This is a genomic window from Aminobacter sp. 01T433 (genome assembly GCF_056398585.1).
Map to the genome: position 1 here is coordinate 151,335 of NZ_JBFTPR010000010.1, position 25,827 is coordinate 177,161.

The 25,827-nt window shown below is 63.2% G+C and carries 22 protein-coding genes; 5 read left to right on the top strand and 17 right to left on the bottom strand.

What is annotated here, in order from left to right; all coding sequences use genetic code 11:
• Positions 1–122: 122 nt before the first annotated feature.
• Positions 123–1,169 (bottom strand): diguanylate cyclase domain-containing protein, encoded by a 1,047-nt coding sequence (locus AC1DLV_RS18750; protein WP_476801448.1) that lies wholly within the window; start codon positions 1,167–1,169, stop codon positions 123–125.
• 299 nt (positions 1,170–1,468) lie between these two features.
• On the opposite strand from AC1DLV_RS18750, the gene AC1DLV_RS18755 reads away from it, so the two are divergent.
• Positions 1,469–3,001, top strand: coding sequence for a YifB family Mg chelatase-like AAA ATPase (locus AC1DLV_RS18755; protein WP_476801392.1), 1,533 nt, complete (start codon positions 1,469–1,471; stop codon positions 2,999–3,001).
• A gap of 253 nt (positions 3,002–3,254) precedes the next feature.
• Here AC1DLV_RS18755 and AC1DLV_RS18760 read toward each other — a convergent pair whose 3' ends face one another.
• The 7 genes from AC1DLV_RS18760 to dnaK form a co-directional block, all read right to left on the bottom strand.
• Complete coding sequence (locus AC1DLV_RS18760) at positions 3,255–3,881, bottom strand: transglutaminase-like cysteine peptidase (protein ID WP_476801393.1); 627 nt, start codon at positions 3,879–3,881, stop codon at positions 3,255–3,257.
• 206 nt (positions 3,882–4,087) lie between these two features.
• Positions 4,088–5,359 (bottom strand): polyhydroxyalkanoate depolymerase, encoded by a 1,272-nt coding sequence (locus AC1DLV_RS18765; protein ID WP_476801394.1) that lies wholly within the window; start codon positions 5,357–5,359, stop codon positions 4,088–4,090.
• A 292-nt stretch (positions 5,360–5,651) separates the two neighbouring features.
• Positions 5,652–5,939 (bottom strand): DUF1330 domain-containing protein, encoded by a 288-nt coding sequence (locus AC1DLV_RS18770; protein ID WP_395449073.1) that lies wholly within the window; start codon positions 5,937–5,939, stop codon positions 5,652–5,654.
• A gap of 23 nt (positions 5,940–5,962) precedes the next feature.
• The gene (gene pyrF / locus AC1DLV_RS18775; RefSeq protein ID WP_476801395.1) at positions 5,963–6,661 is read right to left on the bottom strand and encodes an orotidine-5'-phosphate decarboxylase; all 699 of its coding nucleotides are present in this window, start codon (positions 6,659–6,661) and stop codon (positions 5,963–5,965) included.
• Between the two features lie 120 nt (positions 6,662–6,781).
• Entirely contained in the window at positions 6,782–7,387 is a 606-nt protein-coding gene (gene pmtA / locus AC1DLV_RS18780; protein WP_476801396.1) for a phospholipid N-methyltransferase PmtA, read from the bottom strand.
• A 99-nt stretch (positions 7,388–7,486) separates the two neighbouring features.
• The gene (dnaJ, locus tag AC1DLV_RS18785; protein WP_476782275.1) at positions 7,487–8,620 is read right to left on the bottom strand and encodes a molecular chaperone DnaJ; all 1,134 of its coding nucleotides are present in this window, start codon (positions 8,618–8,620) and stop codon (positions 7,487–7,489) included.
• A 197-nt stretch (positions 8,621–8,817) separates the two neighbouring features.
• On the bottom strand, positions 8,818–10,740 hold the full coding sequence (gene dnaK / locus AC1DLV_RS18790) for a molecular chaperone DnaK (RefSeq protein ID WP_476788214.1): 1,923 nt from the start codon (positions 10,738–10,740) through the stop codon (positions 8,818–8,820).
• Positions 10,741–10,956: 216 nt separating this feature from the next.
• Here dnaK and AC1DLV_RS18795 point away from each other — a divergent pair, with 216 nt between their 5' ends.
• Positions 10,957–12,060 carry a zinc metalloprotease HtpX gene (locus AC1DLV_RS18795; protein WP_476801397.1) on the top strand — a complete coding sequence of 368 codons (1,104 nt, stop codon included), beginning with the start codon at positions 10,957–10,959 and terminating at the stop codon, positions 12,058–12,060.
• A 1,439-nt stretch (positions 12,061–13,499) separates the two neighbouring features.
• Here the strand turns inward: AC1DLV_RS18795 and AC1DLV_RS18800 are convergent.
• The 7 genes from AC1DLV_RS18800 to AC1DLV_RS18830 all read right to left on the bottom strand — a co-directional run bounded on the left by AC1DLV_RS18800 (position 13,500) and on the right by AC1DLV_RS18830 (position 20,094).
• Entirely contained in the window at positions 13,500–14,471 is a 972-nt protein-coding gene (locus AC1DLV_RS18800; protein ID WP_476801398.1) for a complex I NDUFA9 subunit family protein, read from the bottom strand.
• A gap of 240 nt (positions 14,472–14,711) precedes the next feature.
• The gene (locus tag AC1DLV_RS18805; RefSeq protein ID WP_476801399.1) at positions 14,712–15,170 is read right to left on the bottom strand and encodes a DoxX family protein; all 459 of its coding nucleotides are present in this window, start codon (positions 15,168–15,170) and stop codon (positions 14,712–14,714) included.
• 495 nt (positions 15,171–15,665) lie between these two features.
• Positions 15,666–16,685 carry an Ldh family oxidoreductase gene (locus AC1DLV_RS18810; protein ID WP_476801400.1) on the bottom strand — a complete coding sequence of 340 codons (1,020 nt, stop codon included), beginning with the start codon at positions 16,683–16,685 and terminating at the stop codon, positions 15,666–15,668.
• 5 nt (positions 16,686–16,690) lie between these two features.
• Positions 16,691–17,500 (bottom strand): ABC transporter permease, encoded by an 810-nt coding sequence (locus AC1DLV_RS18815; RefSeq protein ID WP_476801401.1) that lies wholly within the window; start codon positions 17,498–17,500, stop codon positions 16,691–16,693.
• Entirely contained in the window at positions 17,497–18,225 is a 729-nt protein-coding gene (locus AC1DLV_RS18820; RefSeq protein WP_476801449.1) for an ABC transporter permease, read from the bottom strand. The genes AC1DLV_RS18815 and AC1DLV_RS18820 overlap by 4 nt, the downstream gene beginning before the upstream one ends.
• Before the next feature lie 224 nt (positions 18,226–18,449).
• Positions 18,450–19,229: a transporter substrate-binding domain-containing protein gene (locus AC1DLV_RS18825; RefSeq protein WP_476801402.1), complete on the bottom strand. Its 780-nt coding sequence runs from the start codon at positions 19,227–19,229 to the stop codon at positions 18,450–18,452.
• Between the two features lie 52 nt (positions 19,230–19,281).
• Entirely contained in the window at positions 19,282–20,094 is an 813-nt protein-coding gene (locus AC1DLV_RS18830) for an ABC transporter ATP-binding protein (protein WP_476801403.1), read from the bottom strand.
• Positions 20,095–20,367: 273 nt separating this feature from the next.
• Between AC1DLV_RS18830 and AC1DLV_RS18835 the strand changes: the two genes are divergently transcribed.
• The 3 genes from AC1DLV_RS18835 to AC1DLV_RS18845 are packed head-to-tail and all read left to right on the top strand — an operon-like array spanning position 20,368 to position 23,330.
• Positions 20,368–21,015, top strand: coding sequence for a TetR family transcriptional regulator C-terminal domain-containing protein (locus tag AC1DLV_RS18835; protein ID WP_476801404.1), 648 nt, complete (start codon positions 20,368–20,370; stop codon positions 21,013–21,015).
• On the top strand, positions 21,012–22,589 hold the full coding sequence (locus tag AC1DLV_RS18840; protein ID WP_476801405.1) for a 5-guanidino-2-oxopentanoate decarboxylase: 1,578 nt from the start codon (positions 21,012–21,014) through the stop codon (positions 22,587–22,589). Before AC1DLV_RS18835 ends, AC1DLV_RS18840 begins: the two co-directional genes overlap by 4 nt.
• Positions 22,590–22,622: 33 nt before the next feature.
• Positions 22,623–23,330, top strand: a complete 708-nt coding sequence (locus AC1DLV_RS18845; RefSeq protein WP_476801406.1) for an SDR family NAD(P)-dependent oxidoreductase — start codon at positions 22,623–22,625, stop codon at positions 23,328–23,330.
• A 54-nt stretch (positions 23,331–23,384) separates the two neighbouring features.
• Here the strand turns inward: AC1DLV_RS18845 and AC1DLV_RS18850 are convergent, their stop codons facing one another.
• A complete protein-coding gene (locus AC1DLV_RS18850; RefSeq protein ID WP_476801407.1) occupies positions 23,385–24,524 on the bottom strand; it encodes an alpha/beta hydrolase in 1,140 nt (379 codons plus the stop codon).
• Positions 24,525–24,698: 174 nt separating this feature from the next.
• The gene (locus AC1DLV_RS18855; protein WP_476801408.1) at positions 24,699–25,655 is read right to left on the bottom strand and encodes an MBL fold metallo-hydrolase; all 957 of its coding nucleotides are present in this window, start codon (positions 25,653–25,655) and stop codon (positions 24,699–24,701) included.
• Positions 25,656–25,827 lie beyond the last annotated feature (172 nt).

A 25,827-nucleotide genomic window follows, 5' to 3' on the forward strand; every position in this document is an offset into this window, starting at 1 on the left:
TCTGCGGACTTGGCTGTGCCCATCTTCGTCTCGCGAATGGCGCTTGCGCCTTGAAATACCCGGCTCCAGTACCAGCCTGGGCCGGCTGGAACAACCCCCGCCTATGACGAAGGGATCCGCGCTCACGCGGCGCGAGGGTTGCGCAAATCTGCCGCGTCAGTCGCCTTGAAAATCCTGAACGTGTTCCGCCCCGCTGCCTTTGCTGAATAAAGTGCGGTATCGGCCTGCACGTGCAGGTCGGCTGGCATGCAGTTCTCAAATAGCGCAATGCCGACAGATGCACCGAGCCTGAGCGCCTGGCCACCATGATTGATAGGCCTGCCGAGCTGTTCGATGATGCTGCGCGCGAGCTCCGAGATTGCCATCAGGTCGAGATGGGCTCCAACCAGCACGGCAAACTCGTCTCCGCCTATCCGCGACACAAGTTCCGCATCGACGCACGCATCCCGAAGCCGTCGCGCCACTTCCTTCAGGCACTCGTCACCCACGACATGACCGAACGTGTCGTTGATCTGCTTGAACCCGTCGAGGTCGACAAGCAGCAGCGCGCCGAGCGCGGGCCGCTCACGGGTGCTCGCGGTCAGTTCCGACAGCTTCAGCTGGAACTGGCTTCGATTGGCGAGCCCGGTCATGACGTCGAACTCGGCGAGGTAGCGCGTCTTGTCGGCGAGGATCTTCTCTTCGGTGATGTCTTGCTTCATGCCGAAGATGCGCACGGCGACGCCGTCTTCGCTCTCAACGGTCGCGGTAATCCGTATCCATCGGCGATTTCCCTTCGCCGTCACGATCTCGGCATCCAGTTCAAAACCGGTGCGCTCTTCGATCGCCTTGCTGCGCCGCGCGTGCAGCTCTTCGACCGACCGCGCCGTGTAGCACTTCAGGGTCTCGCCTCGGTCGAGGGCCGAGCCGCGTGGAAGATCGAAGATGTCGTAGACGACATCCGTCCAGTGCAGCGACTGATCGGCAAGGTTGCATTGCCATACGCCGATCCGGGCGGCAGCCGATGACCTGTCGAAGATCTTCTGGCCATGAACAAGCGAGGCCGTTTGGGTGCGGATGAGCGCAGCCTGAGCCGCCAGCTCAGCTTTGAGTTCGGCTATCGTGGTCGCGTCACGCCGCCGGCGAACGCCCAACCGCCCGATCTTCTGCTTGGACAGCCCCCGCTGCATGATGAAGCTCAATCGCCTTCTTTGATGATGCGTCCTTTATTAGCGCATAAGCACTTAAGACTCTCTATGCGGCGCAGCTGCGGCACCTGCAATGCAAGACAAGGTTAATGAGAGGTAGCGTCATTGCCAGATCATTTTGTTCCCTGATTGTTCTTGCTTCTCTCTGCAATCTATGCTTGTCTTGCGTCGAGTTATCACGACCTGATCGCGGGCGAGGGGTCGCGCCTGCATGAGCCAAATTGCGGTGGCGTGCTTTGCGTATCCCAAGGGACACGTGGCGTCAGAGCGGAGGGGGCAGCATGGTTTCGCGCGTGCGCACGGTCGCGTTCCAGGGCATCGAGGCGGTTCCTGTCGACGTGCAGGTGATGGTGGCGCCTGGCAAGGTCGGCATGCATATCGTCGGCCTGCCGGACAAGGCAGTGGCCGAAAGCCGCGAGCGGGTGCAGGCGGCACTGCACGCCTCGGGCCTGTCCATGCCGGCCAAGAAGGTGACTGTCAATCTCGCGCCCGCTGACCTGCCCAAGGAAGGCAGTCACTACGACTTGCCCATCGCGCTTGGCCTGATGGCAGCACTCGGCGCGCTGCCGGGCGATGCGCTCGCAGCCTATGTCGTGCTCGGCGAACTCTCGCTCGACGGCACCATATCGGCGGTTTCAGGTGCTCTACCGGCGGCAATCGGGGCGAATGCGGAGGGCAAGGGGCTGATCTGCCCTGCGGCCAGCGGGCCCGAGGCCGCCTGGGCGGGTGCGGACATCGACATCCTGGCGCCGCGCAGCCTGATTGCCATTGCCAACCACTTTCGCGGCACGCAGGTCCTGTCGCGGCCGGAGCCTGGCATTCGCGCAGCGCCGCGCGACCTGCCAGACCTCGCCGACATCAAGGGCCAGGAAAGCGCCAAGCGCGCGCTTGAAGTGGCTGCGGCCGGCGGGCACAATTTGATGATGGTCGGCCCCCCAGGTGCCGGCAAATCGATGCTGGCGGCACGGCTGCCGTCGATCCTGCCGCCGCTGTCGCCCCAGGAACTTCTCGAAGTCTCGATGATCGCCTCGGTCGCCGGCGAACTGGCCGAAGGCAAGCTCACCGACCGGCGGCCGTTCCGTGCGCCGCATCATTCGGCCTCCATGGCTGCGATGGTCGGCGGCGGCTTGAGAGCCCGGCCCGGCGAGGTGTCGCTCGCCCATCACGGCGTGCTGTTTCTCGATGAACTTCCGGAATTTACGCCGCAGGTGCTCGATTCCCTGCGCCAGCCGCTCGAAACCGGCGAATGCATGATCGCGCGTGTCAATCACCGCATCACTTATCCCGCAAGAATCCAGCTGGTCGCGGCGATGAACCCGTGCCGCTGCGGCATGGCCGGCGAGCCAGGTTATCGTTGCCTGCGCGGCACGCGCTGCCAGAGCGATTACCAGGCGCGCATCTCCGGCCCGCTGCTCGACCGCATCGACCTGCGCATCGAAGTGCCGGCAGTCTCTGCCTCCGACCTGATCCGTACCGGCAAGTCGGAAGCAAGTGCCGACGTCGCGGCACGTGTCGCCCGCGCGCGCACGATCCAGCGCGAGCGTCTCGAACGCCATGGCGTGACCAACGCCACCACCAACGCACAATGCGCCGCCGGCCTGATCGAAGACATCGCGACACCCGATGCCGCGGGGCTGTCGCTCCTCAAGGACGCCAGTGAAAAGCTCGGCTTTTCCGCCCGCGCCTATCATCGCGTGCTCAAGGTGGCGCGCACGCTTGCCGACCTCGAAGGCAGCGAGACTGTCGGCCGCATCCATCTTGCCGAAGCGATTTCTTACCGCATCGTCTCGGAACGCATGGCGCAGGCGGCGTAGGCGAGGGCGCCTATGCGCAAGATTTGCCGGGCTGAGGAGGGCGGCAGTCGACGATCTACGAAGAGGAGCTGAAGGCAGCCGTGCCAACTCGGTGTAGCCGGCATGGCCCGGCGCTTCGTGCGGCCGAGGCTTCGCGGCAATCTTTTGGTCATGGGGCAGGGCGTGCACAAAAAAATGTCCACGCCGCGCCACAATGCCTGCTTGTTCGCCGCCCGCCGACCAGCGGCGGGGCATGGCCGGATCCGGATAGGTCTTACTTGACCGAGCCGACCAGCGTGGGCTGGCCTTCGCGGATGGTCACCCAGCGGCCGGTGTTTTCCGCCGACTGGCGCTTGAGGTAGGTGTAGCCGGTCTCGTCCCACTGCTGCACGGTGTCGGTCAGATTGTCGAGAATGAAGTCGCCTTTGGAGGTCCGCACCGTCAGCACGGCGTGACCCTCGCCGTCGGGCTTGCGCACAACGGTAATCAGCAGGTTGGACAGCGACACGCCTTCGCGGCTCAAGCTGCGGCGCTTTTCCAGCACGTAGTCTTCGCAATCGCCAACGCCGTTGTCGGGATAGGCCCAGACCTCTTCGCGGCCATAGATATCGATGTCGTTCATGGGCTTGATGGCCGCGTTGACGGCGACATTGATGGCAACCAGCTTGCGCCAAAGCGCGCCGGTCATCTGCGCGGGACCGGGATCGCGCTGCTTGATCGAGCATTCGGCCAGGTTGAGGCGGCAGAATTCATAGTGGCCGATCGGCTGCGAGGTAAGCCCGCCGGTGACCATCGGCTGAGACGCCATGGCCGTGCCCGCGGACAAGACCAAGCCTGCCACCAGCCCAAAAAACAAACCAGTACGCCCCGCCGCGCACCGTACGCCTGTTGCGGAAATCATCTGCCCCGCTCGCCCCTTTACATCGTTAACAAAACGTTAAGGTCGTGGGGCGTGCTGAGTCAATCAAAGCTCGCGACAGATTGCAGACATGGTTACCGCCGCCGCCGCCAAGCGATAATTGTGCAACAGAACGGCAAAAGCCCGGCGTGGTGCGCCGGGCCTCTGTGGAAAAGTTCAATGCCGAAGCTGTGTCGAAGCCGGAGTGGTCAGGCGTTGCGCACCAAATGCGGCTTTGTCGGCTTGCGCGCGGTGGCACCATAGCTCGTCATGAAGTCGACAATGCGCGGCACGATCTCGGCGCGGAAGCGTGAGCCGTTGAACACGCCATAGTGGCCCACCGCCGGCTGCATATAGTGCGCCTTCATGTCGTGAGGGATGTTGACACACAAATCATGCGCGGCCTGCGTCTGGCCGAGGCCCGAAATGTCGTCGTTTTCGCCCTCGACGGTGAACAGTGCCACGTTGCGGATCGCCGATGTGTCGACCAGCTCGCCGCGATGGGTCATCTCGCCCTTGGGCAGGGAGTGGCGCACGAACACGGTCTCGACGGTCTGCAGGTAGAACTCGGCGGTCAGGTCCATCACCGCCAGATATTCGTCATAGAAGTCGCGGTGCTTCTCCGCGCCATCGCCATCGTTCTTCACCAGCTGCATGAAGAAATCCTTGTGGGCGATGATGTGGCGGTCGAGGTTCATGCTCATGAAACCCGACAGCTGCAGGAAGCCCGGATAGACGTCGCGGGCGAAGCCGGGCGCGGGCCACGGCACCTGCATGATGACGTTGTCGCGGAACCACTCGATGGTTTTTTGTTCGGCCATCTCGTTGACGGCGGTCGGGTTGCGGCGCGTGTCGATAGGTCCGCCCATCAGCGTCATGGTCGAGGGCGCAAAGCGGTCGCCGCGCGCTTCCATCACAGCGATTGCCGCCAGCACCGGCACCGAAGGCTGGCACACCGCCATGACATGGGTGTCCGGCCCGAGCGCATGGAACATGTCGATGACATAGTCGATGTAGTCGTCGAGATCGAACTTGCCTTCGGTCACCGGCACCATGCGCGCATCGGCCCAGTCGGTGATGTAGACGTCGGCATGCGGCAGCATCGCCTCGACAGTGCCGCGCAGCAGCGTGGCATAGTGGCCCGACATCGGCGCCACGATCAAAAGTTTTGGATCGGGGCGGCGCCCTTCCGGCAGCGCGCGTTCGAAGCGGATCAGGTTGCAGAACGGCCGCGACCAGGCGACCTTTTCGGTCACCGCAACGGGCTGGAAGTTGACCACTGTCTTGTCGAGGCCGAATTGCGGCTTGCCATAGCGGCGCGTGGTGCGCTCGAACAGCTCGGCCATCGCCGCCACCGAGCGGCCCAGCGGCATGTGCGAAAACGGGTTCAGCGGGTTGGAATAAAACAGTTTGACCGCATCGGCATAAGCGCGCGCCGGCTGCAACGCCGCGTGGGTCGATTCATAAAGCTGGTAAAACATGTCGTCCTCATACGGCCATGCGGGGAGGCGAGCCGGCCGGAGGCCCGTCATGCAATGCAGCGAAGGTAACAAACATCTGCTGCGATGCAATATCTCACTTGGCGTGAAATAGGGTCATTCTTTAGTCCAAGCTGTTGAAAAACCGTTTCCAACGGCGTCGCCGGCTCAGCATCGATTGGCCTTGACGTTGTGCGTCGCAGCATCTCGGCGAATCAGTTTTCGACGGACAGCAAAGCGCCTCCGGGGCCGGCAAAGGCCCTGGAGGATGGCAAGTCAGGCGTATCGGATAGGGTCAGATGCCTTCGACCAGCATGATCTCGCCATCGGCGAATTGCTGGCGGATCGACTTGGCGTGCTGATATTCCGGCGAGAAATAGCAGTTGCGCGCGTCTTCCATCGAGGCGAACTCGATGATCACGTTGCGGGCGCGGCCCGGCCCCTCGACTGCCTCATGGGCGCCGCCACGGGCGATGAACTTGGCGCCGAAACGCTCGAAGGCCGGCTTGGCGGCAGCGACATAACCCTTGTAGCCCTCGGGGTCGCGTACATCGACGCGTGCGATCCAATATGCCTTGGTCATGATTTCCTCCGCGATGCCGTGCTTCAGGCCGAAGCCATCTCCTGCAGGATAGCCTGTGCCGCAGCCCGCCTGTCAACCGCGCCGACGATCGGGCGGGCAACGACGAGATGGCTCGAGCCATTGCGGATGGCGTCCGCGGGCGTCACGACGCGCTTCTGGTCGCCACGGTCGGAGCCTGCCGGGCGGATGCCCGGCGTCACCACGGCCATATCGGGGCTAACGATGCGGCGCACCGCGGACGCTTCGCTGGCCGAGCAGACGATGCCGCCCATGCCGGCGTTGCGCGCCTGTTCGGCGCGGCGCAGCACCAGCGTATGCGGATCGTACTCGTAGCCGGCATCGATCACATCTTGCTCGTCCATCGAGGTCAGCACGGTCACTGCAAGCAAACACAGCTCGCTGCCCTTGGCTGCTTCCACCGCCGCCTTCATCGCCTTGGGGTAGGCATGCAGCGTCAGCATGGTCATGCCCATCTTGACGATGTTTTCGACGCCCTTGGCCACCGTGTTGTCGATGTCGAGCAGCTTCATGTCGAGGAACACCTTGGTGCCCCCGCTCGCCAGCTCGCGTGCGAAATCGAGGCCGCCGGCAAAGGCCAGCTGGTAGCCGATCTTGTAGAAATTGGCGGTACCTTCGAGGTCGCGCACCGCCTTTTCCGCTTCCTTGACGGTCGGCAGGTCGAGCCCGACGATCAGCCGGTCGCGCATCGCTTCGATTGTCATGATAAGTGCCTCCTCGACAGCAAGGCCGCCCGTCCATCCTGTCGCACGCCCAATGGGCGCGCGCTCAACGTCATGGCGACGGGTATAGGAGCGATCAGCCCTTCAAATCAAGCAGGCCGGTCAGTGCTTTGCGCGCCGATAGACCCAAAGCTGCGTCGGGGGGATATTGCGGATGATGAAGTCGAAATGCTCGACAGTGTAGTTGCCGAGCCCCGGCGGGATCGGCGATTTCGGGCCATAGGTCAGCTGGACCACGGGCCGGCCCGCGGGGATGCGCTTGAGCAGGCCTTCGAGATAGGCGACGCGGCTCATGACGGGGAAGTTGAGCAGAGGCACGCCGGAAACCACGGAATCGAAAATCAGCTCTCTCTTGTCGCCGAGCGTCTTGTCGAGGTCGAAGGCGTCGCCCTCGATGACATTGACGCGCGGACAGAGCCTGCGCAGGTGCTGGACGAAATCGGCTGAATATTCAACCGTGTAGAGGTTTTCGGGCTTCACGCCGTGGGCCAGGATCGCCTTGGTGATGACACCGGTGCCGGGACCGACTTCCAAAACCGGCAGCCCCGAATGCGGGTTGACGACCGAAGCCATGCGCTTGGCGGTGACCGAGCTCGTCGGCACGATCGACCCTACCGCCTTCGGCTTGTCGATCCAGCCCTTGAAGAACTTCAGTTCGTCGTCGAACTTGGCCGCAAGGGTTTTGCGCAATCCAGAACCGCGTAGCATCGCTTCGATCTCCTCACCGCTGCAGCGCGAGAAATAACAGCAAAGTGGCCCAGCGCAAGCGGAAAGCTGGCTCAATTTCCGTTACGGCAGAAACAATCTTCACTTGTCCCCGAAGGACTCGAAAAAGTCCTTCATGCGCGAGAAGAAGCCACTCGATTGCGGCGAATTCTCGGTCGAAGACAGCTTTTCGAACTCTTCGAGCAGCTCGCGCTGGCGTCGGGTCAGGCTCTGCGGTGTCTCGACCGCGGTCTGGATATAGAGGTCGCCGACCTGCGGCTGGCGCAGGATCGGCATGCCCTTGCCCTTGAGCCGGAACTGGCGCCCGTTCTGGGTGCCTTCAGGCACCTTCACACGTGTCTGGGTGCCGTCGAGCGTTGCGACCTCGAACGAGCCGCCAAGGGCTGCCGTGGTCATCGAGATCGGCACCTTGCAATAGAGGTCGGCGCCGTCGCGCTGGAAAAATTCGTGCGGCTTGACCGACAAGAAGATGTAGAGGTCGCCCGATGGGCCGCCGCGCATGCCGGCTTCACCTTCATTGGCAAGGCGGATGCGGGTGCCGTCTTCGATGCCCGAGGGAATGTTGACCGACAGCGAACGCTCTTCGGTGACGCGGCCCTGTCCGGCGCACTTGCCGCACGGGTCCTTGATCGTCTGGCCGCGGCCCTGGCACTGCGGGCAGGTACGTTCGATGGAGAAGAATCCCTGGCTCGCGCGCACTTTGCCATGGCCCTGGCACATCGAGCAGGTCACCGGCTGGGTGCCGGCCTTGGCGCCCGAACCGGCGCATTCGGTGCACAAGATCGAGCTCGGCACGCGAATTTGCGCGGTCTTGCCGGCAAACGCCTCTTCGAGCGTGATTTCCATATTGTAGCGCAGGTCGGCGCCGCGCTCGCGCCCGCCCGACGAGCGGCGACGGCCACCGCCCATCATGTCGCCGAAGATATCTTCGAAGATGTCGGCGAAGCCGCCGGCGCCAAAGCCCTGGCCGCCGCCATTGCCCATGCCGCCATTTTCGAAGGCTGCATGGCCGAAGCGGTCATAGGCGGCGCGCTTCTGGGGGTCCTTCAGCGTCTCGTAGGCTTCGTTGATTTCCTTGAACTTGTGCTCGCACGCATCGTCGCCCGGATTACGGTCGGGATGGAACTGCATGGCAAGCTTGCGGAAGGCAGACTTCAGCTCCTTCTCGTCAGCGCCCTTTTGAACGCCCAGCGTCTCGTAGAAATCAGCTTTCATGTCTTCCCGCTGCCCGGATGCTCAATGTCGTGTGTCATTGCTTGGCCGGTTCTTTTCTGACGACAGGCTTCCGATTTAGTGAGCCGGAAGCCGCGATGCCAGAGTTGGCGCGGCCTTCGCCGCATTTTTTCGGTTCGGGTTGCAAAAAAGCCCGGCCAAACCGCCGGGCTTTCTTGTCAGAGCCGCGAAATGGGCACTTAAGCCGACTTCTTCTTGGTCTTGTCGTCGTTGTCGTCGATTTCTTCGAAATCGGCGTCGACCACATCGCTGTCCTTGGCCGCATCGGCAGCAGCGTCGGATTCAGCTGCTTCCTGCTGCGAAGCCTCGTACATCGCCTGGCCGAGCTTCATCGAAGCTTCGGCAAGCGTCTGCGACTTGGCGTTGATCGCCTCGACGTCGTCGTTCTCGGTGGCGGTCCTGAGTGCCGCGATCGCGTCAGAAATCGCGGTGCGGTCGGCCTCGGTGACCTTGTCGCCATACTCCTTGAGCGACTTTTCGCTGCTGTTCAGCAGGCTCTCGGCCTGGTTGCGTGCCTCGACAAGCGCACGACGCTTCTTGTCGGCGTCGGCATTCACCTCGGCGTCCTTGACCATCTTGTCGATGTCGGCGTCCGACAGGCCGCCAGATGCCTGGATGCGGATCTGGTGCTCCTTGCCGGTGCCCTTGTCCTTGGCCGAGACGTTGACGATGCCGTTGGCGTCGATGTCGAAGGTCACTTCGATCTGCGGCACGCCGCGCGGTGCCGGCGGAATGCCGACAAGGTCGAACTGGCCGAGCATCTTGTTGTCCTGCGCCATTTCGCGCTCGCCCTGGAAGACGCGGATGGTCACCGCCGACTGGGAATCCTCAGCCGTCGAGAAGACCTGGCTCTTCTTGGTCGGGATCGTGGTGTTGCGCTCGATCAGGCGAGTGAACACGCCGCCCAGCGTCTCGATGCCCAGCGACAGCGGGGTCACGTCGAGCAGCAGCACGTCCTTGACGTCGCCCTGCAGCACGCCGGCCTGGATCGCGGCACCAAGTGCAACCACCTCATCGGGGTTGACGCCCTTGTGCGGCTCCTTGCCGAAGAACTGCTTCACGATCTCCTGGATCTTGGGCATGCGGGTCATGCCGCCGACCAGGACCACTTCGTCGATCTCGCCAGCCTTGAGGCCGGCATCCTTGAGCGCTGCCTTGCACGGCTCGATCGTGCGCTGGACGAGGTCGTCGACCAGCTGCTCGAACTTGGCGCGCGAAAGCTTCAGCGTCAGGTGCTTGGGACCTGTGGCATCGGCGGTGATGAAGGGCAGGTTGATCTCGGTCTGCGTGGTGGACGACAGCTCGATCTTGGCCTTTTCGGCAGCTTCCTTGAGACGCTGCAGGGCAAGCTTGTCGTTCTTCAGGTCGATGCCCTGTTCCTTCTTGAACTCGGCCGCCAGATACTCGACCAGGCGCATGTCGAAGTCTTCGCCGCCGAGGAAGGTGTCGCCATTGGTCGACTTCACCTCGAACACGCCGTCGCCGATTTCGAGCACGGAAATATCGAAGGTACCGCCACCAAGGTCATAGACGGCAATGGTCTTGCCTTCGGTCTTGTCGAGGCCATAGGCAAGGGCTGCCGCGGTCGGCTCGTTGATGATGCGCAGCACTTCGAGGCCGGCGATGCGCCCGGCGTCCTTGGTCGCCTGGCGCTGGGCGTCATTGAAGTAAGCCGGAACGGTGATGACGGCCTTTTCGACCTTCTCGCCGAGATAGGCTTCCGCCGTTTCCTTCATCTTCTGAAGGATCATCGCCGAGATCTGGCTGGGCGACTGCTTCTTGCCGCCAGCCTCAACCCAGGCGTCGCCATTGTCGCCATTGACGATCTCGTAGGGGACAAGCTTCTTGTCCTTTGCGGTGACCGGATCGTCATAGCGGCGGCCGATCAGGCGCTTGACCGCAAAAACCGTGTTTTCAGGATTGGTGACCGCCTGGCGCTTGGCCGGCTGGCCGACGAGACGCTCGCCGTCACCACTGAAGGCGACGATGGAAGGGGTCGTGCGCGCACCTTCCGCATTCTCGATGACTTTCGCGTCCTTGCCGTCCATGACGGCGACGCAGGAATTGGTCGTTCCCAGGTCGATACCGATAACTTTTGCCATTTTTATATCTTCTCTCCGCTAAGCAGGCTGTCTGGACCCATAAAGGCGTTCCAACGAAAGCCCCTGTTCACAAGAAATTCCGCTCCGGACACCGGTTTTCCGGGCCGAAGCGGTGTTGCGGCGTATATAAGAACAGGCTTCTGGCAGCGCAAGCGTTCTGCAACTTTCCTTCGCGCGGGACTCGGCAAAAGCCTGTGGCAAGCTCATATACCATGTATGAGCGAGCCACATTCCATCAACCTGCTCTCGCACCGACGCAATCGCGTGCTCAATTCGCTGCAGACCTGGCTGCTCGGAGGCGGCAGCCTGCTTTTGCTCGCCGTCACCGCCTGGGCTTTCGCCGGCAGCACCGGCATCTTGTATGCGCTGGTCTTCGGCGTGCTGTCGATGTGGGCGGTGCGGCGCATCAGCCCGCAAATGGTCCTGTCCATGTACAAGGCACGGCAGGTGGCGCCTGCCGATTTCCCCGCCGGCTTCCGCATCGTCGAGGAGCTCGCCCGCCGCGCCGAGTTGCCGGCGATCCCGAAGCTCTATGTCATCCCCTCCAAGATGATGAACGCCTTTGCGGTCGGCCGCCGCAACGATGCCGCCATCGCCGTCACCGACGCGCTCGCCCGCACGCTCACGCAGCGTGAGCTGGCGGGTGTTCTGGCGCATGAGATCAGCCACATCGCCCATGAGGACGTGAAGGTCATGGCTTTCGCCGACATGGTGTCGCGCTTCACCTCGTTCATGTCGACGGTCGGCCTGTTTTCGCTGTTCTTCAATCTCTTCGGCGTGGCCGGCGGTTTCCGCCCCCAGGTGCCCTGGCTGGCTATTCTGGTGCTGCTTGCCGCGCCCACGGTCGGCGGGCTGTTGCAGATGGCGTTGTCGCGCACCCGCGAATTCGATGCCGATCTGGGGGCTGCTGCCCTCACCGGCGACCCCGACGGGCTCGCTTCAGCCCTTACCAAGCTCGAGCGCGCCCAAGGCAGGCTGTGGGAAAACATCCTTTTGCCGAGCGGCCGCATTCCCGACCCCTCGGTGCTGCGCAGCCATCCGCTGACCGCCACGCGCATCGCTCGGCTCAAGGCGCTCAGGAGCAGCGACATGCCCGACGAGCTTGTGCCCCGCGGCACCGTTCCGCCCGCCCCACGACCCTCGATGATCCCAAAAATCCGGGCGCACCCCGGCACTTATCTGCCGCACGGCGCGCACGCCTACATCACCGCCGCCAACACTGATTTCGCCGACGACACCCGCCCAGCCAGCGACGCACCGCTCAACCCGCCCAACAGCGCCCCCCGCATCCGCGTCACGCGCGGCGGCGTGTGGTGGTGAGGTTTTGAGGTCGGGCGTGGAGAGGTTTTCCACGATTGGAGATTTTTTGAAGCGCCTTTGCGCTCCTGAATCTTATTTTTGCCGGTCTCGATCCTTCGCACCCCCCTCTGGCCTGCCGGCCATCTCCCCCACAAGGAGGGAGATTAGTCGCGTCGCCGACAGCGCCCATCCTGCAACGTCGTAAGGACAAGCCTTGCGACGTTGGTGATTGGCCGGGGCGCCGATGACGGCGTGATCTCCCTCCTTGTGGGGGAGATGGCCGGCAGGCCAGAGGGGGGGGGGTACGAAGGATCGCGGTAGATGCGATTTTTCTTGGCCGTCAGAAATAGGCTGGAAGGTCACGGCATGGATCCCCGGGTCTCCGCACGTCGCTTCGCTCCTGCTCCGCCCGAGGATGACGAAGGCATGGGGCTCGCAGCTCATCGTTGATGTCAGCGATTGGCAGAAAGCTTCCGGCTCTTGCTCCCGTATTGCTCTGCAGTTGCCCAGAACTTCCTGCAAGTGCCAACCTAAAAGCCTGCCAGCAGCCAACCTTGGAGATTAGCCGAAAGCCTATGCGCCTTCGTCATCCTCGGGCGGAGCAGGAGCGAAGCGACGCGGAGACCCGGGGATCCATGCCGTGAAGTGGCAACTGCCGCTACGGTCCAAAACGGCAAAGCGGCGACGTCTAGCTCACCATCTGTCAGCAACCACCGTGGATAGCCGCCCCCGTTTCTCCACGCCCTGAAAACCTCCCGTATCATCATCTCGCGATCTTCCACGGGACCCCGGTGCGCACCGGGCATCGGGGGGAAGCGCCGGTGCCGGGCTGGTGGGAGGTCGGTTCTCTCACTGGGTGATGAGCCCCAAGCCCGGGCCTTGCGGCGGCTGGCGGTGAAAGCCGAGGCGACTGAGCGGGGCAAGAACACCGAGCGGGGGTGAGATATGTCCGGCCGCAGGCCGGCAAAAAGCCAACGATTTGGCTTTTTGAATGTCGAACGCCCGGAGCCATAGCGAAGGGCCGGAGAGCGCCACATATTATCAATCGGAAGGCTCGGCCTCGCGCCCCGCTTCCCGAACTACCTCCTGCAAGGGAGTGCTCTTTGACAATGGCCAGGCGTGAAAGCGAGCGTGGCGGTGAATAAGTGTGTGCCAAGGCGGCGGAGGCCACATTCCTTCGCGCCCCCCTCTGGCCTGCCGGCCATCTCCCCCTCAGGTGGGGAGATCAGCCTTCAGTACGACTTTCGCCAATCATCGGCGTTGCAGAATAGGCGGAGCGAGTGGAGCTGCTAATCTCCCCACCTGAGGGGGAGATGGCCGGCAGGCCAGAGGGGGGCAACGTAGGGCTCGTTCCCGCAAGGCGGAGATGAAGCCGCATAGTCGGACGGCGGCTTGGCTTGGATAAACTCCAAGTTTTATTATGTCGCGCCGCTACAGGCGGCGCCCCCCTCTGTTCGGGCTCAGGCTTCCCGGCGGGTGAATTGGCCGGCGTAGCGGTAGCGCCAGAGATAGCTCGGCAGGATCGAGGCTGTCGACTTGGGCGCGATGCCTGTGGCGGCGATGGTGCGGCCCTCGTCTTGTGCTGCCTTCGACACGACATTGTCGGACTGCAGCAGCAAGACCTGGTCCTTGGTCAGAAGCGGGTTGGGCAGCAGGCCGAGCACGGAGGCCTGAAGGTTTGCCGCCCACCATGGCACGGGCATCAGAATGCGCTTGCGGTCGATGACCTCGAGCATCTCTTCCATGCACTGCTTGAAGCTCAGCACCTGCGGGCCGCCGAGTTCATAGGTAGAGCCGCGCTCGATCTTGCCGTCGACGGCACGCGCAACGGCTTCGGCGACGTCGCCGACATAGATCGGCTGGAAGCGGGTTTCGCCGCCGCCGATGAGCGGCAGCACGGGCGAGAAACGGGCCATGTTGGCGAAGCGGTTGAAGAAGCCGTCCTCGGGGCCAAAGACGATCGACGGGCGATAGATCACGGCGTCGGGCATGGTTTCGAAGACGGCCTTTTCGCCACGCGCCTTGGTCTGGGCGTAGAGTGATTCCGACTTGGCATCGGCACCGAGTGCCGAGACATGCGTCAGCGACGCACCGACCGCGCGGGCGGCTTCGGCAACTGCGCGGGCGCCGAATTCGTGCACCGTCGAGAAGCGCTGGCGGCCACCTTCATGCAGGATGCCGACGAGATTGATGACGTGAGATGCGCCCTGGACGGCGCGGTCGACCGACCAGCGTACGCGCAAATTGGCCTGGACCGGCTGGATCTGGCCGACATTGCCGAGCGGCTGCAGGTGGAAGGCGAGGTCGGGCCGGCGGCAGGCGACCCGCACCAGATACCCGCGCTTGGCCAGCGCCCGCACGACATGGCGGCCAAGGAAGCCGGAGCCGCCAAAAACGGTCACGAGTTCAGGGGTCTGCAGAATTTCGGTCATCGCTGGCTCCGGTCGCCAAAGGGGCATGGGATGTAGCGTTTCTTAGCCCGTTTCGCGAAAAAGGCAATCATCGACGCTACCAGCGGAGCGGCCCGCGCCGAAGTGGCGCGGGCTTGTGGTTTGCCTTGGGAGGCTGGTTCTAAGCATGATCCCGAAAAGTGGAATCCGGTTTTCGGAAAAGATCATGCACAATCAAAAAAGCTAGAGCCCAATCCCGATCCTATCGGGATGGAACCGGCTCTAGAATTCGCGGCCGAGACGCGCGTCGACCGAGTGGCGGTTGCCGCCGCGTACAGCGAAGAACAGGAAGATCGCGGCCCAGATGATCGACTTCTCGGCACCCTGGTAGCCCTGGCTCATGGTGACCCAGTGGAACCAGACGGTGACCAGCAGAACGAACATGGCGGCAAAGGCGGCCGGGCGCGTGAACAGGCCGATGACGATCAGGATGCCGCCGAAGAATTCGGTGCAGGACAACAGCAGCGACCAGAAGGCGCCGGGATAGAAGCCGAGGCCCTCGACCATTCCGGCAGCACCGAACGGGTCGGAGATCTTGCCGAGGCCATGTTTGACGAGGGCTGCGCCGGCAACGACGCGCAGGATCGTTTCGGCAGAATCATGCAGGTTCGAATAAAGGCCGCGAAGCGCGGGAATGAAAAGTCGGCGGCCGGAATTTTCGGTCGTCAGGGTCAAGGACATGTCTCCGTCGCGAGCAATGCGTGATTGAAATGTTGCAATGCACCAACGCGACAAAGGTTGCGTCACGGTCAAGTCAACAAGGTTTGATATAAAGATGATTGACAAAGTCAACTTTTAGAAAAGCCAGGGCCGACATCCAGCGGTGGCGGCGGGAAAGGTTCGCTGGAGTGGGCAATTCGAAACTGCTGATCTCACAAGCGTCACGGCATGTATCCCCGGGATCTGCGCCGCTCGCTACGCTCGCGCTTCGACCCGAGGATGACGAATATGGCGGGCTTTCGGCCAATCTCAGCCTTCGCTGCTGGCATGATTGCTTGGGTTGCGCTGCCGACGATTCGCGTTGACGTCCGCGTGTAGCGATGACCGAGAAGGAAACTCGTCATCCTCGGGCGGAGCAGGAGCGAAGCGACGTGCGAAGTCCCGGGGATCCATGCCGTGAGGCGGGAACTGCCGCGACGGTCACGGATCAGATGCGACAGCGCACCTCGCTGGCCGTCAGCCCGTCTGCCGTGCCGCAAACTCTGCGATGCGCGCATGCACCAGCGCCGGCACGGTGATGCCTTCGGCTTCCGATCGGGCGCGTGCCGCAGCTTTTGCCGGGCCGGGAATGTGGACGCCAAAGCGACCCGAAAGCCGGTCGAGCTGGACGCGCATGCGGATGTCGAACCCGGGATCAAACAGCTTTGGGTCAAGCGCCACCAGAAACAGGCCCGTGCCGGGCGACTGATGGCCCTCTGATATCGAGGGAGCGTCGAGCGACCAGTTTGCTCCTGACACGCCGGCGGCAAGCACCTCGACCATCAAGGCGATATTGGCGCCGCGCGCGCCGCCGAAGGCCAGCAGCACGCCCTTCATCGCCTTCTTGGCGTCGGTTGTCGGCTTGCCCCTGGCATCGAGCGCCCAGCCCTCGGGGATGGCTTCGCCGTCATGGGCTGCCTTGCGGACATTGACGAAGGCGGTGGCACTCGACGACTGGTCGATGATCAGCGGCGGTCCATCGACGACAGGTGCCGCCAGCGATATCGGGTTGGTGCAAAAGACCGGCTTGGTCGATCCGGAGCCGGCAACCAATGCCGGCCCGTTGGTCGCCGCCAGCGCCACCAACCCGGCTTCGGCGAGGCGGCCGGTGAAATAGCCGAGCGCACCGCAGGTATAGGCATTTTTCTGAGAGAAGATGGTGACGCCGAACAAGCGTGCCGCTTTGGCGATGCCCTCGAAGCTGCGGTCGAAACCGGTATGGGCGGCCCCGCCTTGCCCGTCGGACTGGTAGATCGCCAGCGCTGGCCGGTGGATGATTGGCTCTGCCTTGCCGTCGATACGGCCGGCTTCAAGCGCTTCGAGATAGTCGATGTAGTGGGAAAGTCCGACGCTTGGCTGGCCGTCGGCTTCGGCTGCGACGGCGGCAAGGGCGATGGAGCGCGCGGTTTCTTCGCTTGCGCCAGCACCCATGGCTGCCGAGATGCACAGTGAACGCGCCTCATCGAGGTTGAGTGTGACGGTCTTTGTATGCGGCATGGGCGTTATCCCAGTCTGGCCGGAATCCGCGCCTCCAGCTTGCGGAAGGCGAAGACGAGAATGCCGGTGATGATCAGATAGATAAGCGCGAGCAGCAAGAGCGGCTCGTAGACGATGAAAGTGTCCTGGCGGACGCGCGAAGCGACCGCATAGATGTCGATGACGGTGATGGTGGCGACCAGCGGCGTCGCCTTGAGCTGGAGCACGGTTTCGCCGGCCAATGTCGGCAATGCGCGGCTGACAGCCTGAGGCAGCCAGATGCGGCGGAACCGTTTCCACGGGCTCATGCCGAACGCGCGGGCGGCCTCCAATTGGCCCCTCGGCACGCCAGCAAAGGCGCCGCGCATGACTTCGCCCTCATAGGCGGCATAAGACAAGGTCAGCGCCACGACGGCATAAGGCCAGGCTTGCCTCAGGATCGGCCAGAGTTCGGACTGCCTGATCCAAGGAAATTGCGGAAACAGCGAACCGAGCCCGTAGTAGAGCAGCCAGAGCTGGAGCAGCAGCGGGGTGCCACGGATGACCGTGCAGAAGGCCTTGGCCGGCCAGGCGAGCCAGAACGGGCCGGCGGCCTGGGCGAGCCCGAGCGGGATGGCGAGCATGAAGCCGAGCGTGCAGGTGACGACCAGGATCCAGATGGTGCGCCAGATGCCGAGCAGCGCCAGGTCATAATAGTTGGGCAGCCAGTCCCAGCGCATGAAGAAGATGGCCGAGAGCACCAGGGCAGCGGCGACAATGATCAGCACGATACGATGCGGCTGCAGCCATTCCGAGCGCGCGGCGTGTGTTGCTTCGACCGGAACAGCGGCACTCATTGGCCGGTCTCCGTGATCGACGGCATGCCGCGCCGGGCCCAGCGTTCGATGCGGCCGATGATGACGTTGGAGAACAGGGTCAGCAACAGATAGAGGACGCCAGCGGCGACGAAGAAGGTGAAATAGGCCTTTGTCGTAGCGCCTGCCTGGCGGGTTTCCTGTGTCAGTTCGTTGAAGCCGACGACGGCGAGCAGGGCGGTGTCCTTGGTGGCGATGAGCCAGAGATTGGCGAGGCCGGGAATGGCGAAGGGCAGCATCGCCGGCAAGGTGATGCGGCGCAGCATCTTGCCGGGCGACATGCCGTAGGCGCGGGCGGCCTCGATCTGGCCTTGCGGGATGGCGAGGATGGCACCTCGGATGACCTCGGTGGCATAGGCACCCTGGACGACGCCGAGCACGCAGATGCCGGCGACAAGGCCTGATATGTCGATTGGTGCGTAGCCGAAGCTGTCGAGCGCGCGGTTGATGAGGTCGGTGCCGGCGTAATAGAGCAAAAGGATCAGCACCAGCTCGGGCACGGCGCGCACGACCGTGGTGTAGATCTCCATCAGGTCGCGCACCATCGGGCTGCCATAGAGCTTGCCCCAAGCGCCGGCGATCCCGATCGCCAGACCAAGGCCAAAAGCGCCAAGGGCGATCTGGACGGAATTGGCGAGCCCGCGCAAAAGATTGGCGCCCCAGCCTGGTGGCGAGATCGATAGCAGCTCGATGGCGCTTGTTTGCAGCAAAGGGTTCAGCAGGTGCTCGATAGGGCTGCTCCTGGGTTCGTAATCCCCCACCCCCCTTGTGGGGAGGGGCTAGGGGTGGGGGTAAGTTGCTGTTCGGCGCAAATTGTCGAAAGCGAACCTAGCTAGCCGAGCCTAAGGACCCCCACCCTGTATCCCTCCCCACAAGGGGGAGGGAGGGCGTCAGCGCCGCGCTTTCCTCATGCTGCCGGCCACCAGTTCCCTCACTTGCCGTAGATGTCGAAGTCGAAATACTTCTTGGTGATCTCGGCGTATTTGCCGTTGGCGCGAATGGCCTTGATGGCGGCGTTGAACTTTTCCTTCAGCGCCTCGTCGCCCTTGCGCAGGCCTACGCCTACGCCCGGTCCGAGCACTTCGAGGTCTTCGGCGACGTCGCCCTTCATGTCGCAGCAGGCCTTGCCCTGCTCGGTGCCGAGATAGGTTTTCAGCGAAAGCGAGTCGGCCTGAACGGCATCGATGCGGCCGGCGGCGAGATCGGACTGGGCCTCGTCCTGTGTCTGATAGATCTTGATCTCGGCGGCGCCGTCGGCGAAGTGCTTCTTGGCGTAGGCCTCGTGCACGGTCGACACTTGCACGCCGATGGTCTTGCCTTTCAGCCCTTCGGGCGTCGCGTCGAACTTGGCGTCCTTGGCGCCGATGATGCCGGTCGGGGTGTTGTAGTACTTGTCGGAGAAGTCGATCGACTTCTTGCGTTCGTCGGTGATCGACATCGAGTTGATGATGGCATCGATCTTCTTGGAATTGAGCGCCGGAATGAGACCGTCCCAGGCGGTCATGGTGACGGTGCACTCGAGTTTGGCCTCGGCGCAGAGCGCGTCGATGATGTCGATCTCCCAACCGCCCCATTTGCCGGAGGCATCGGGCGACTCGAAAGGCGGATAGGGCTCGGGCGCCATGCCGACCTTGATCGCCTCGGCGCTGGCGCCTCCCGCGCTCATGCCAAGGACCAAGGCCAGGGCCGCAGTTGCAAGCAGTGCTTTCATGCTGTCACTCCCGTTTGTCGTTGTTTCGGATGTTCCCCTGATTTCGTCCGCGCTATCCGATGCTGCGGATGAATTGCTTGAGGCGCTCCGATTTCGGGGCGCCGAAAATCTGGTCGGGCGGGCCTTCTTCTTCGACCACACCGTTCCAGAGATAGATCACATGCGTCGCCACCTCGCGGGCGAACTTCATCTCATGCGTCACCAGCACCATGGTGCGGCCCTCGCGAGCGAGGTCGCCGATCACCTTGAGCACCTCGCCGACAAGTTCGGGATCGAGTGCCGAGGTCGGCTCGTCGAACAGCATGACGCGCGGCTGCACCGCAAGAGCACGCGCGATCGCGGCGCGCTGCTGCTGGCCACCTGAAAGATAGGCGGGATAAACGTCGCGTTTTTCGGCGAGGCCAACGCGGGCCAGGAGCTTTTCGGCTTCGACGATGGCGTCACTGCGCTTAACGCCCAAAACATGCACCGGCACCTCGATGACGTTTTCGATCAGCGTCATGTGGCTCCACAGATTGAAACTCTGGAACACCATGCCAAGCCGCGAGCGAATGCGCTCGATCTGGCGCCGGTCGGCCGGCACGCTGTCGCCCAGGCTGTTGGGCTTGAGCCGGATCTGCTCGCCATTGACGCGGATGATGCCGCTGGTGGGGTTTTCCAGGCAGTTGATGCAGCGAAGCAGCGTTGACTTGCCCGAGCCTGAGCCGCCGATGATCGCCACCACCTCGCCGTCGCGTGCCGAGAGCGAAACGCCCTTCAGCACATGCAGCTGGCCGAATTTCTTGTGCAGGTTCTCGACATGGATGGCTTCGGCGGCGACGCCGTCGGTTGAGGCAAGGCGCTGGGCTGCATCAACCGCAACCATCAGCTGTGGCCCCAGTGCGTGTACGTTTTCCCGTCAGCGTGCAATCGGCTGCTCATGGTCGCGTCGCGATGTCCCCTGGCGGTGAAGATGGACCCTCAAGCCTTGCGGCGTCAACGGCACCATTCCCGCTTCTTATGTGGCCATTACGGCACTTGCGACGTTGTTATGCAAGTGTATAAATATTGCCACGATCCGACTTTTTTCTCCGGAAGATGCGAAGGTGATGGCACACGGCTCACTGTCCATGGCGCCGTCGCGCAAGGCAATCGCGCGATGATGGTTGCTGGGCGGCGAAAATTCCGCCGCGAGGGCGAGGAGCGGCGGCGCCAGGACCTGATCGAGGCAACCCTCGACTGCATTGCCGAACATGGGCTGCAGGGCGCCACCGTCCGAGCGATAGCTCTGCGTGCCGGTGTGACAGCCGGGCTGATCCGGCACTATTTTCCCGGCAAGGAAGAACTTCTGCAGGCGGCCTATGCGACGATCATGGGACGCATGACCGAGCTTGCGAAGACGGCACTCGCGACCGTCGAGCAGGATCCGCGCCGGCGACTTGCGGCGTTCGTCGAAGCAAGCCTGGTGCCGCCGGTCATCGATATCAGGACGTTTTCCATCTGGGCGAGTTTTATCGGCCGAGCGGGTTCCGATCCCGCGTTGGGAGCGGCGCACCGCGCCGGTTATCTCGGCTTTCGCGATGAGGTCGAAGCGCTTGTCGCCCAGGTCCTTGCCGGGACTGGACAGCCGGCGAGTGCGGGCGAGCTGCGCAGGCACGCCATCGCCATCAACGCCATCATCGATGGATTGTGGGTCGAAGGCTGCCTGGCCGGCGACATGTTCGGAAACGGCGAGCTGGCCGAAATCGGCATCGGCTCGGTCGAGGCCATGCTTGGCTTGAGATTGCGGCAAGAGGAAGTGGCATGACGACGATCGGCGAAGCACTCATCGAATTGCTCGAAGCGCATGGCGTCGACACCGTCTTCGGCATACCGGGCGTGCACACCATCGAGCTCTATCGCGGGCTGGCGCGGTCGAAGATCCGCCACATCACACCGCGCCACGAACAAGGTGCCGGCTTCATGGCCGACGGTTATGCCCGCGCGTCTGGGCGGCCGGGGGTGGCTTTCGTCATCACTGGGCCGGGGCTGACCAATACGATTACGGCCATGGCGCAGGCGCGCGCCGATTCCGTGCCGATGCTGGTGATTTCAGGCGTCAATGCCACGCAAACGCTCGGCAAGGGGCTGGGATACCTGCACGAACTGCCGGACCAGCTCGGCATGATGGCAAAGGTGGCGTTGTCGTCGCGGCGGGTGACGGAGGCTGCTGAGTTGCCTTCAGCGATTGCCGAGGCCTTCGAGATTTTTGCGACCCGGCGACCCGGTCCGGTGCATGTCGAGATCCCGCTCGATGTGATGGCCAAGCCGGCGGACGGGCTGAAGCCATTGCCGAGGCGGGCTGCCGCGCAGGTTCTAGACGAGGCGGCGATTGCCGAAGCGGTACGCCTGATCCGAGCGGCCAAGCGGCCGCTGATCCTGGCGGGTGGTGGCGCGAAACGCGCCGAGGCCGCCTTGAAGGCACTGGCCGAAAGGCTCGATGCGCCTGTCGTGACCACCGCCAACGGCCGTGGCCTCATGCATGGCCTCGCGCTGAACGTGCCGGCGAGCCCGAGCCTGAAGGCGGTGCGGGCACTGATCGCCGATGCCGATCTGGTGATTGCCGCGGCCACCGAATTCGGCCCGACCGACTACGACATGTATGGCGATGGCGGTTTCGTGCTGCCCAGGAACCTCATCCGCATCGATATCGACGCCGCGCAGCTTGGCCGGCGACCGGCGACCGTCTCAATTTTGGCCGATGCCGAGGCTGCCGTTGAGTGGCTGAACTCCGACCTTGGCGACAAGAAGCGCACTGCCGAAGGTGCTGCGCGCGCCAAAATGGCACGGGACGCGGCGTGGAAAGAGATCGGCCCGGTCATGCGCGACCAGGTCAAAGCCGTCGAGACCATCCGGGCCGCGTTACCAGGCTCGATCATCGTCGGCGATTCCACCCAGCCGGTCTATGCCGCCAATCTCTATTACGACCATGACCGGCCGGGCGGCTGGTTCAATGCCGCGACCGGATATGGCGCGCTCGGCTATGGCCCGCCGGCGGCGATCGGGGCGGCGCTGGCTGTCTCCGATGCGCCAGTCGTTTGCCTGAGCGGCGATGGCGGTTTCCAGTTCACGCTGCCGGAACTGGGGGCGGCACTCGATGCGAATGCGCCTGTGATTTTCGTCGTGTGGAACAATCGCGGTTATCGCGAGATCGAGACCTCGATGCTCGATGCTGGCGTAGAGCCCGTCGGTGTGTCGCCGGTGCCGCCGGATTTTTCGCTGATCGCACAGGCCTATGGGCTTGCGGCGGAACGTCTGCAGGATGTGGGCGCGCTCGATGGCGCATTGAAGAAAGCGCGCTCGACGGGAAAACCCTGTCTGATAGAAATCACCGTCGAATAGGCCGCATGTCGCGGCCAGTCGCGGGAGTTGAGCATGACGAAGAGCTTCGAAGGCCGGCATGTCGTTGTCACAGGCGCAACCGGTGCGCTGGGCGCCGCGGTTGTCAGGCACTTGCTTGGCGAAGGCGCTGTCTGCCACCTGCCGGTCAGTCGGTCGAAAGCGCCCGATGGTTTCGAATTCGCCGGTCATGACCGCGTCCATATTGCCACCGGCGTGGACCTGACGGACGCTCGCGCTGTCGATGCGTTCTACGACGCAATCCCCGATCTGTGGGCCTCGGTCCACTCGGCCGGCGGCTTCGACATGGCGCTAATCGACAAGGTCGATCCCGACCAGTTCGGCCAGATGATGGACATCAACGCAAAAACCGCCTTTCTCTGCTGCCGCGCGGCGTCGCGCTCGATGCTTGCCGGCAAGGCCGGCGGCCGCATCGTCAACGTCTCAGCGCGCGCCGGCATCGAGCCGCGCAAGGGCGGCGGCATGGTGGCTTATGCGGCGAGCAAGGCGGCCGTTGCAGCGCTGACGGCAGCACTGGCCGAGGAGTTGAAGGGCGCCGACATTCTGGTCAACGCGGTGGCGCCGTCCACGCTCGACACAAAGGCAAACCGCGACGACATGCCCAAGGCGGATTTCTCCAAATGGGTCAGCCTGGAGGCAGCTGCGGCTGCCGTCGCGCATCTTGCCTCACCCGCCAACCTGGTCACCAGCGGCACGGTGGCGGCACTTTACGGGCGAGCTTAGCAGGTCGCGCGATAGGGCGGGCGCTGCGGAATCGAGATCTGAGGTCTGTCCCGCTTAGTGCAAGAGCCCGCCATTAGGCACGCCGAGCAGCTTTGCCGGCAGGTAGATCACCAGCGAAGCCGCACCGGTGATGATGTTGGTGCCGTCGGCGAGCATGGTTTCGGCCTGAGCGCCTTCCCCACGAGCACCGATATCGCGATTGAGCGCCCCGCTGGCAGCCAGCGCCATGAGCGTTGGCGAGCTGGCGAAGACGTCGTGGCTGCCGCCATCGAGATCGGAGGTATCGAGAACGGTGATGTCTTCGTCCTGCAGCGCTTGGATATCGGCGCCGCTGCCGACGCGCGGATGGCCGCCGGTGAGCCTTCCCGAAACGCCTAGCGCCTTGTCCTTGCGCGACACCAGGATGGTGAAGGGACGCGGTAGCTGACCTATGTCGCGCACCTGGCTCTGGAACACGTCGATGTCGATGTCGGGTGCAGCCAGGATGACCCCGCCGAGGCGCTTGATGTATTGGCTGCGGCCGCTGAGCGCCAGGGTACGCAGCGCTTCCATGACCACATAGGTTCCCATCGAGTGACCGACCAGGACAATTCGCTTGGCCTTGGTGCGGGTGGCGATCTCGATGGTTTGGGCAAGCCCGTCGCGGCTGTAGGCAGCACTGTCACGGTCGTAGACGTAGAGCGGCAGCGAGCCGCCCGAGGGCCATGCATAGTGCAGCGCAACCGCCTTGAGGTGGTAGTCGTTGATGACTTGCGCGTTGCGGAAGACGCTGTCGGCGAAATTGTTGTTATAGCCGTGGACGAAGATGACGATTTCACGCTCTTTCTCCGGGCGTTTCGCCAGCGCTGCGTCGAGGGCGTCGATGAACTGCTGCTTGTCGTCGTAAGGCTGAAAGCTGCGGGCGAGGAAATCGCGTGCCGGATCGGGCGCGCGATCGCTCTTTTCGACCTTGCCTGCGACGTGGGTCTTGGGGATGCCAATCTCGAACTTGGCAAAATTCAGCTGCTTGGCCCGTTCGGACGAAAAGGGCTGCGCGAGGTCCTTCGTCCGCGCGCGCATCGTCGACACATAGATCGGCACAACAGTGGCCGACTCGCCTTCCCGGCTATCGCCTAGGCCAAGCACGGCTCTTCCCGCACATCCTGATAGGACCAGAACAACCATTATGAACGTCAGGAAACGCAACTTGGGCATGATCTGGCTCTGAACGCGGGCAGTGTCCAAGAGTAATGATCAGCAAATTTCCGTGACGGCAATCGCGGAAGAGCCCAATGAGGCCGACCTCGGCCTATTCGGCTGCGGCGCTGTAACTTTCCGGCATCACTCATGGCCTTTCCAGTCGCACCGGGCAGGCCATGAGCCATTGATTCAACTTGCGGCTACATACGCATATCCAGTGCCCTTCTTCTCGGCATAGCCGATGCCGGGATATGGCCAGTGGAAGCCGAGCATCTTGATCTTGTCGGTGGCGGCGCGGTCGAGAAACGTCTTGCGGGTCTGGATCGCGAGGTCGGGAATGGTATCGAAGCCGAAACGCCATTCGGGGTGGGGGAAGGCGATCGGCACCGCAACGACCGCATCGCCGACGATGACGAGCGTTTCATCGCCGGGCACCTCGAACGAGACGTGACCGGGCGTATGTCCAGGCGTGTCGAGCACCTTGATGCCGCCGTGGACCTCGTCGCCAGGCTTGAACATCGTCACCTTGTCCTTCACCGCCGTGAGGTTCTTCTGCGCGCCGGTGACGAAAGGCTGCATGCCTTCGGGCACCTTGGTGACAAGGTCCTTGTCCATCCAGAAATTCCACTCCGCAGCGGCTGCATAGTAGGCGGCCTTCGGGAAGGTTAGGTTCCCGTCGGTGCCGAGCGTTCCCCAGATGTGGTCAGGATGCGCATGGGTGAACACGATTTTGGTGATGGCGTCGGGTTTGACGCCCGCCAAGGCGAGATTTTCAACCAGCTTGCCGGCCGTGGGCTGAAAGTTCGCGCCGGATCCGGTGTCGAACAAGATCGTGTCCGCCCCTGAGCGGATCAGCGTGACATTGGTGTCAGGCTTGATCTCCGTGCCTGTGATGCCGGCGGCGTCCAGGAGCTGCTTGACCGCGTCAGGTGGTGCGTCGGGCGCAAGGATACTGGTTGGAAGCACCAGGTGGCCGTCGCTCACCACCGTGATGTCGAGCGTGCCCTGCTTGAAGCTGTAAGGCCCAGCGAGTGCAAGTGCCCTGGATGGCAGGACGCCAGCGGCGACAAGGGCGCCTGCGGCTGCGAGAAAGCGCCGGCGGTCGAGCGTGATGAAGGTTGGACGCGAAGTGTCAAATCCGTTCATAACGTGGCCCTCCTTTGGAGGCTGACGGCCCGCCCGACCAAGGATTATAGCGCCGATGTGGGATGCCGAGAACCGGTCGGCTGCCGCCCGGGTCAAATTATGATCGACCAAGGCTCCTACCGCGCAGCCCAAGAAAAAACCCCGCCGGATCGCTCCGGCGGGGTCTTTCAAT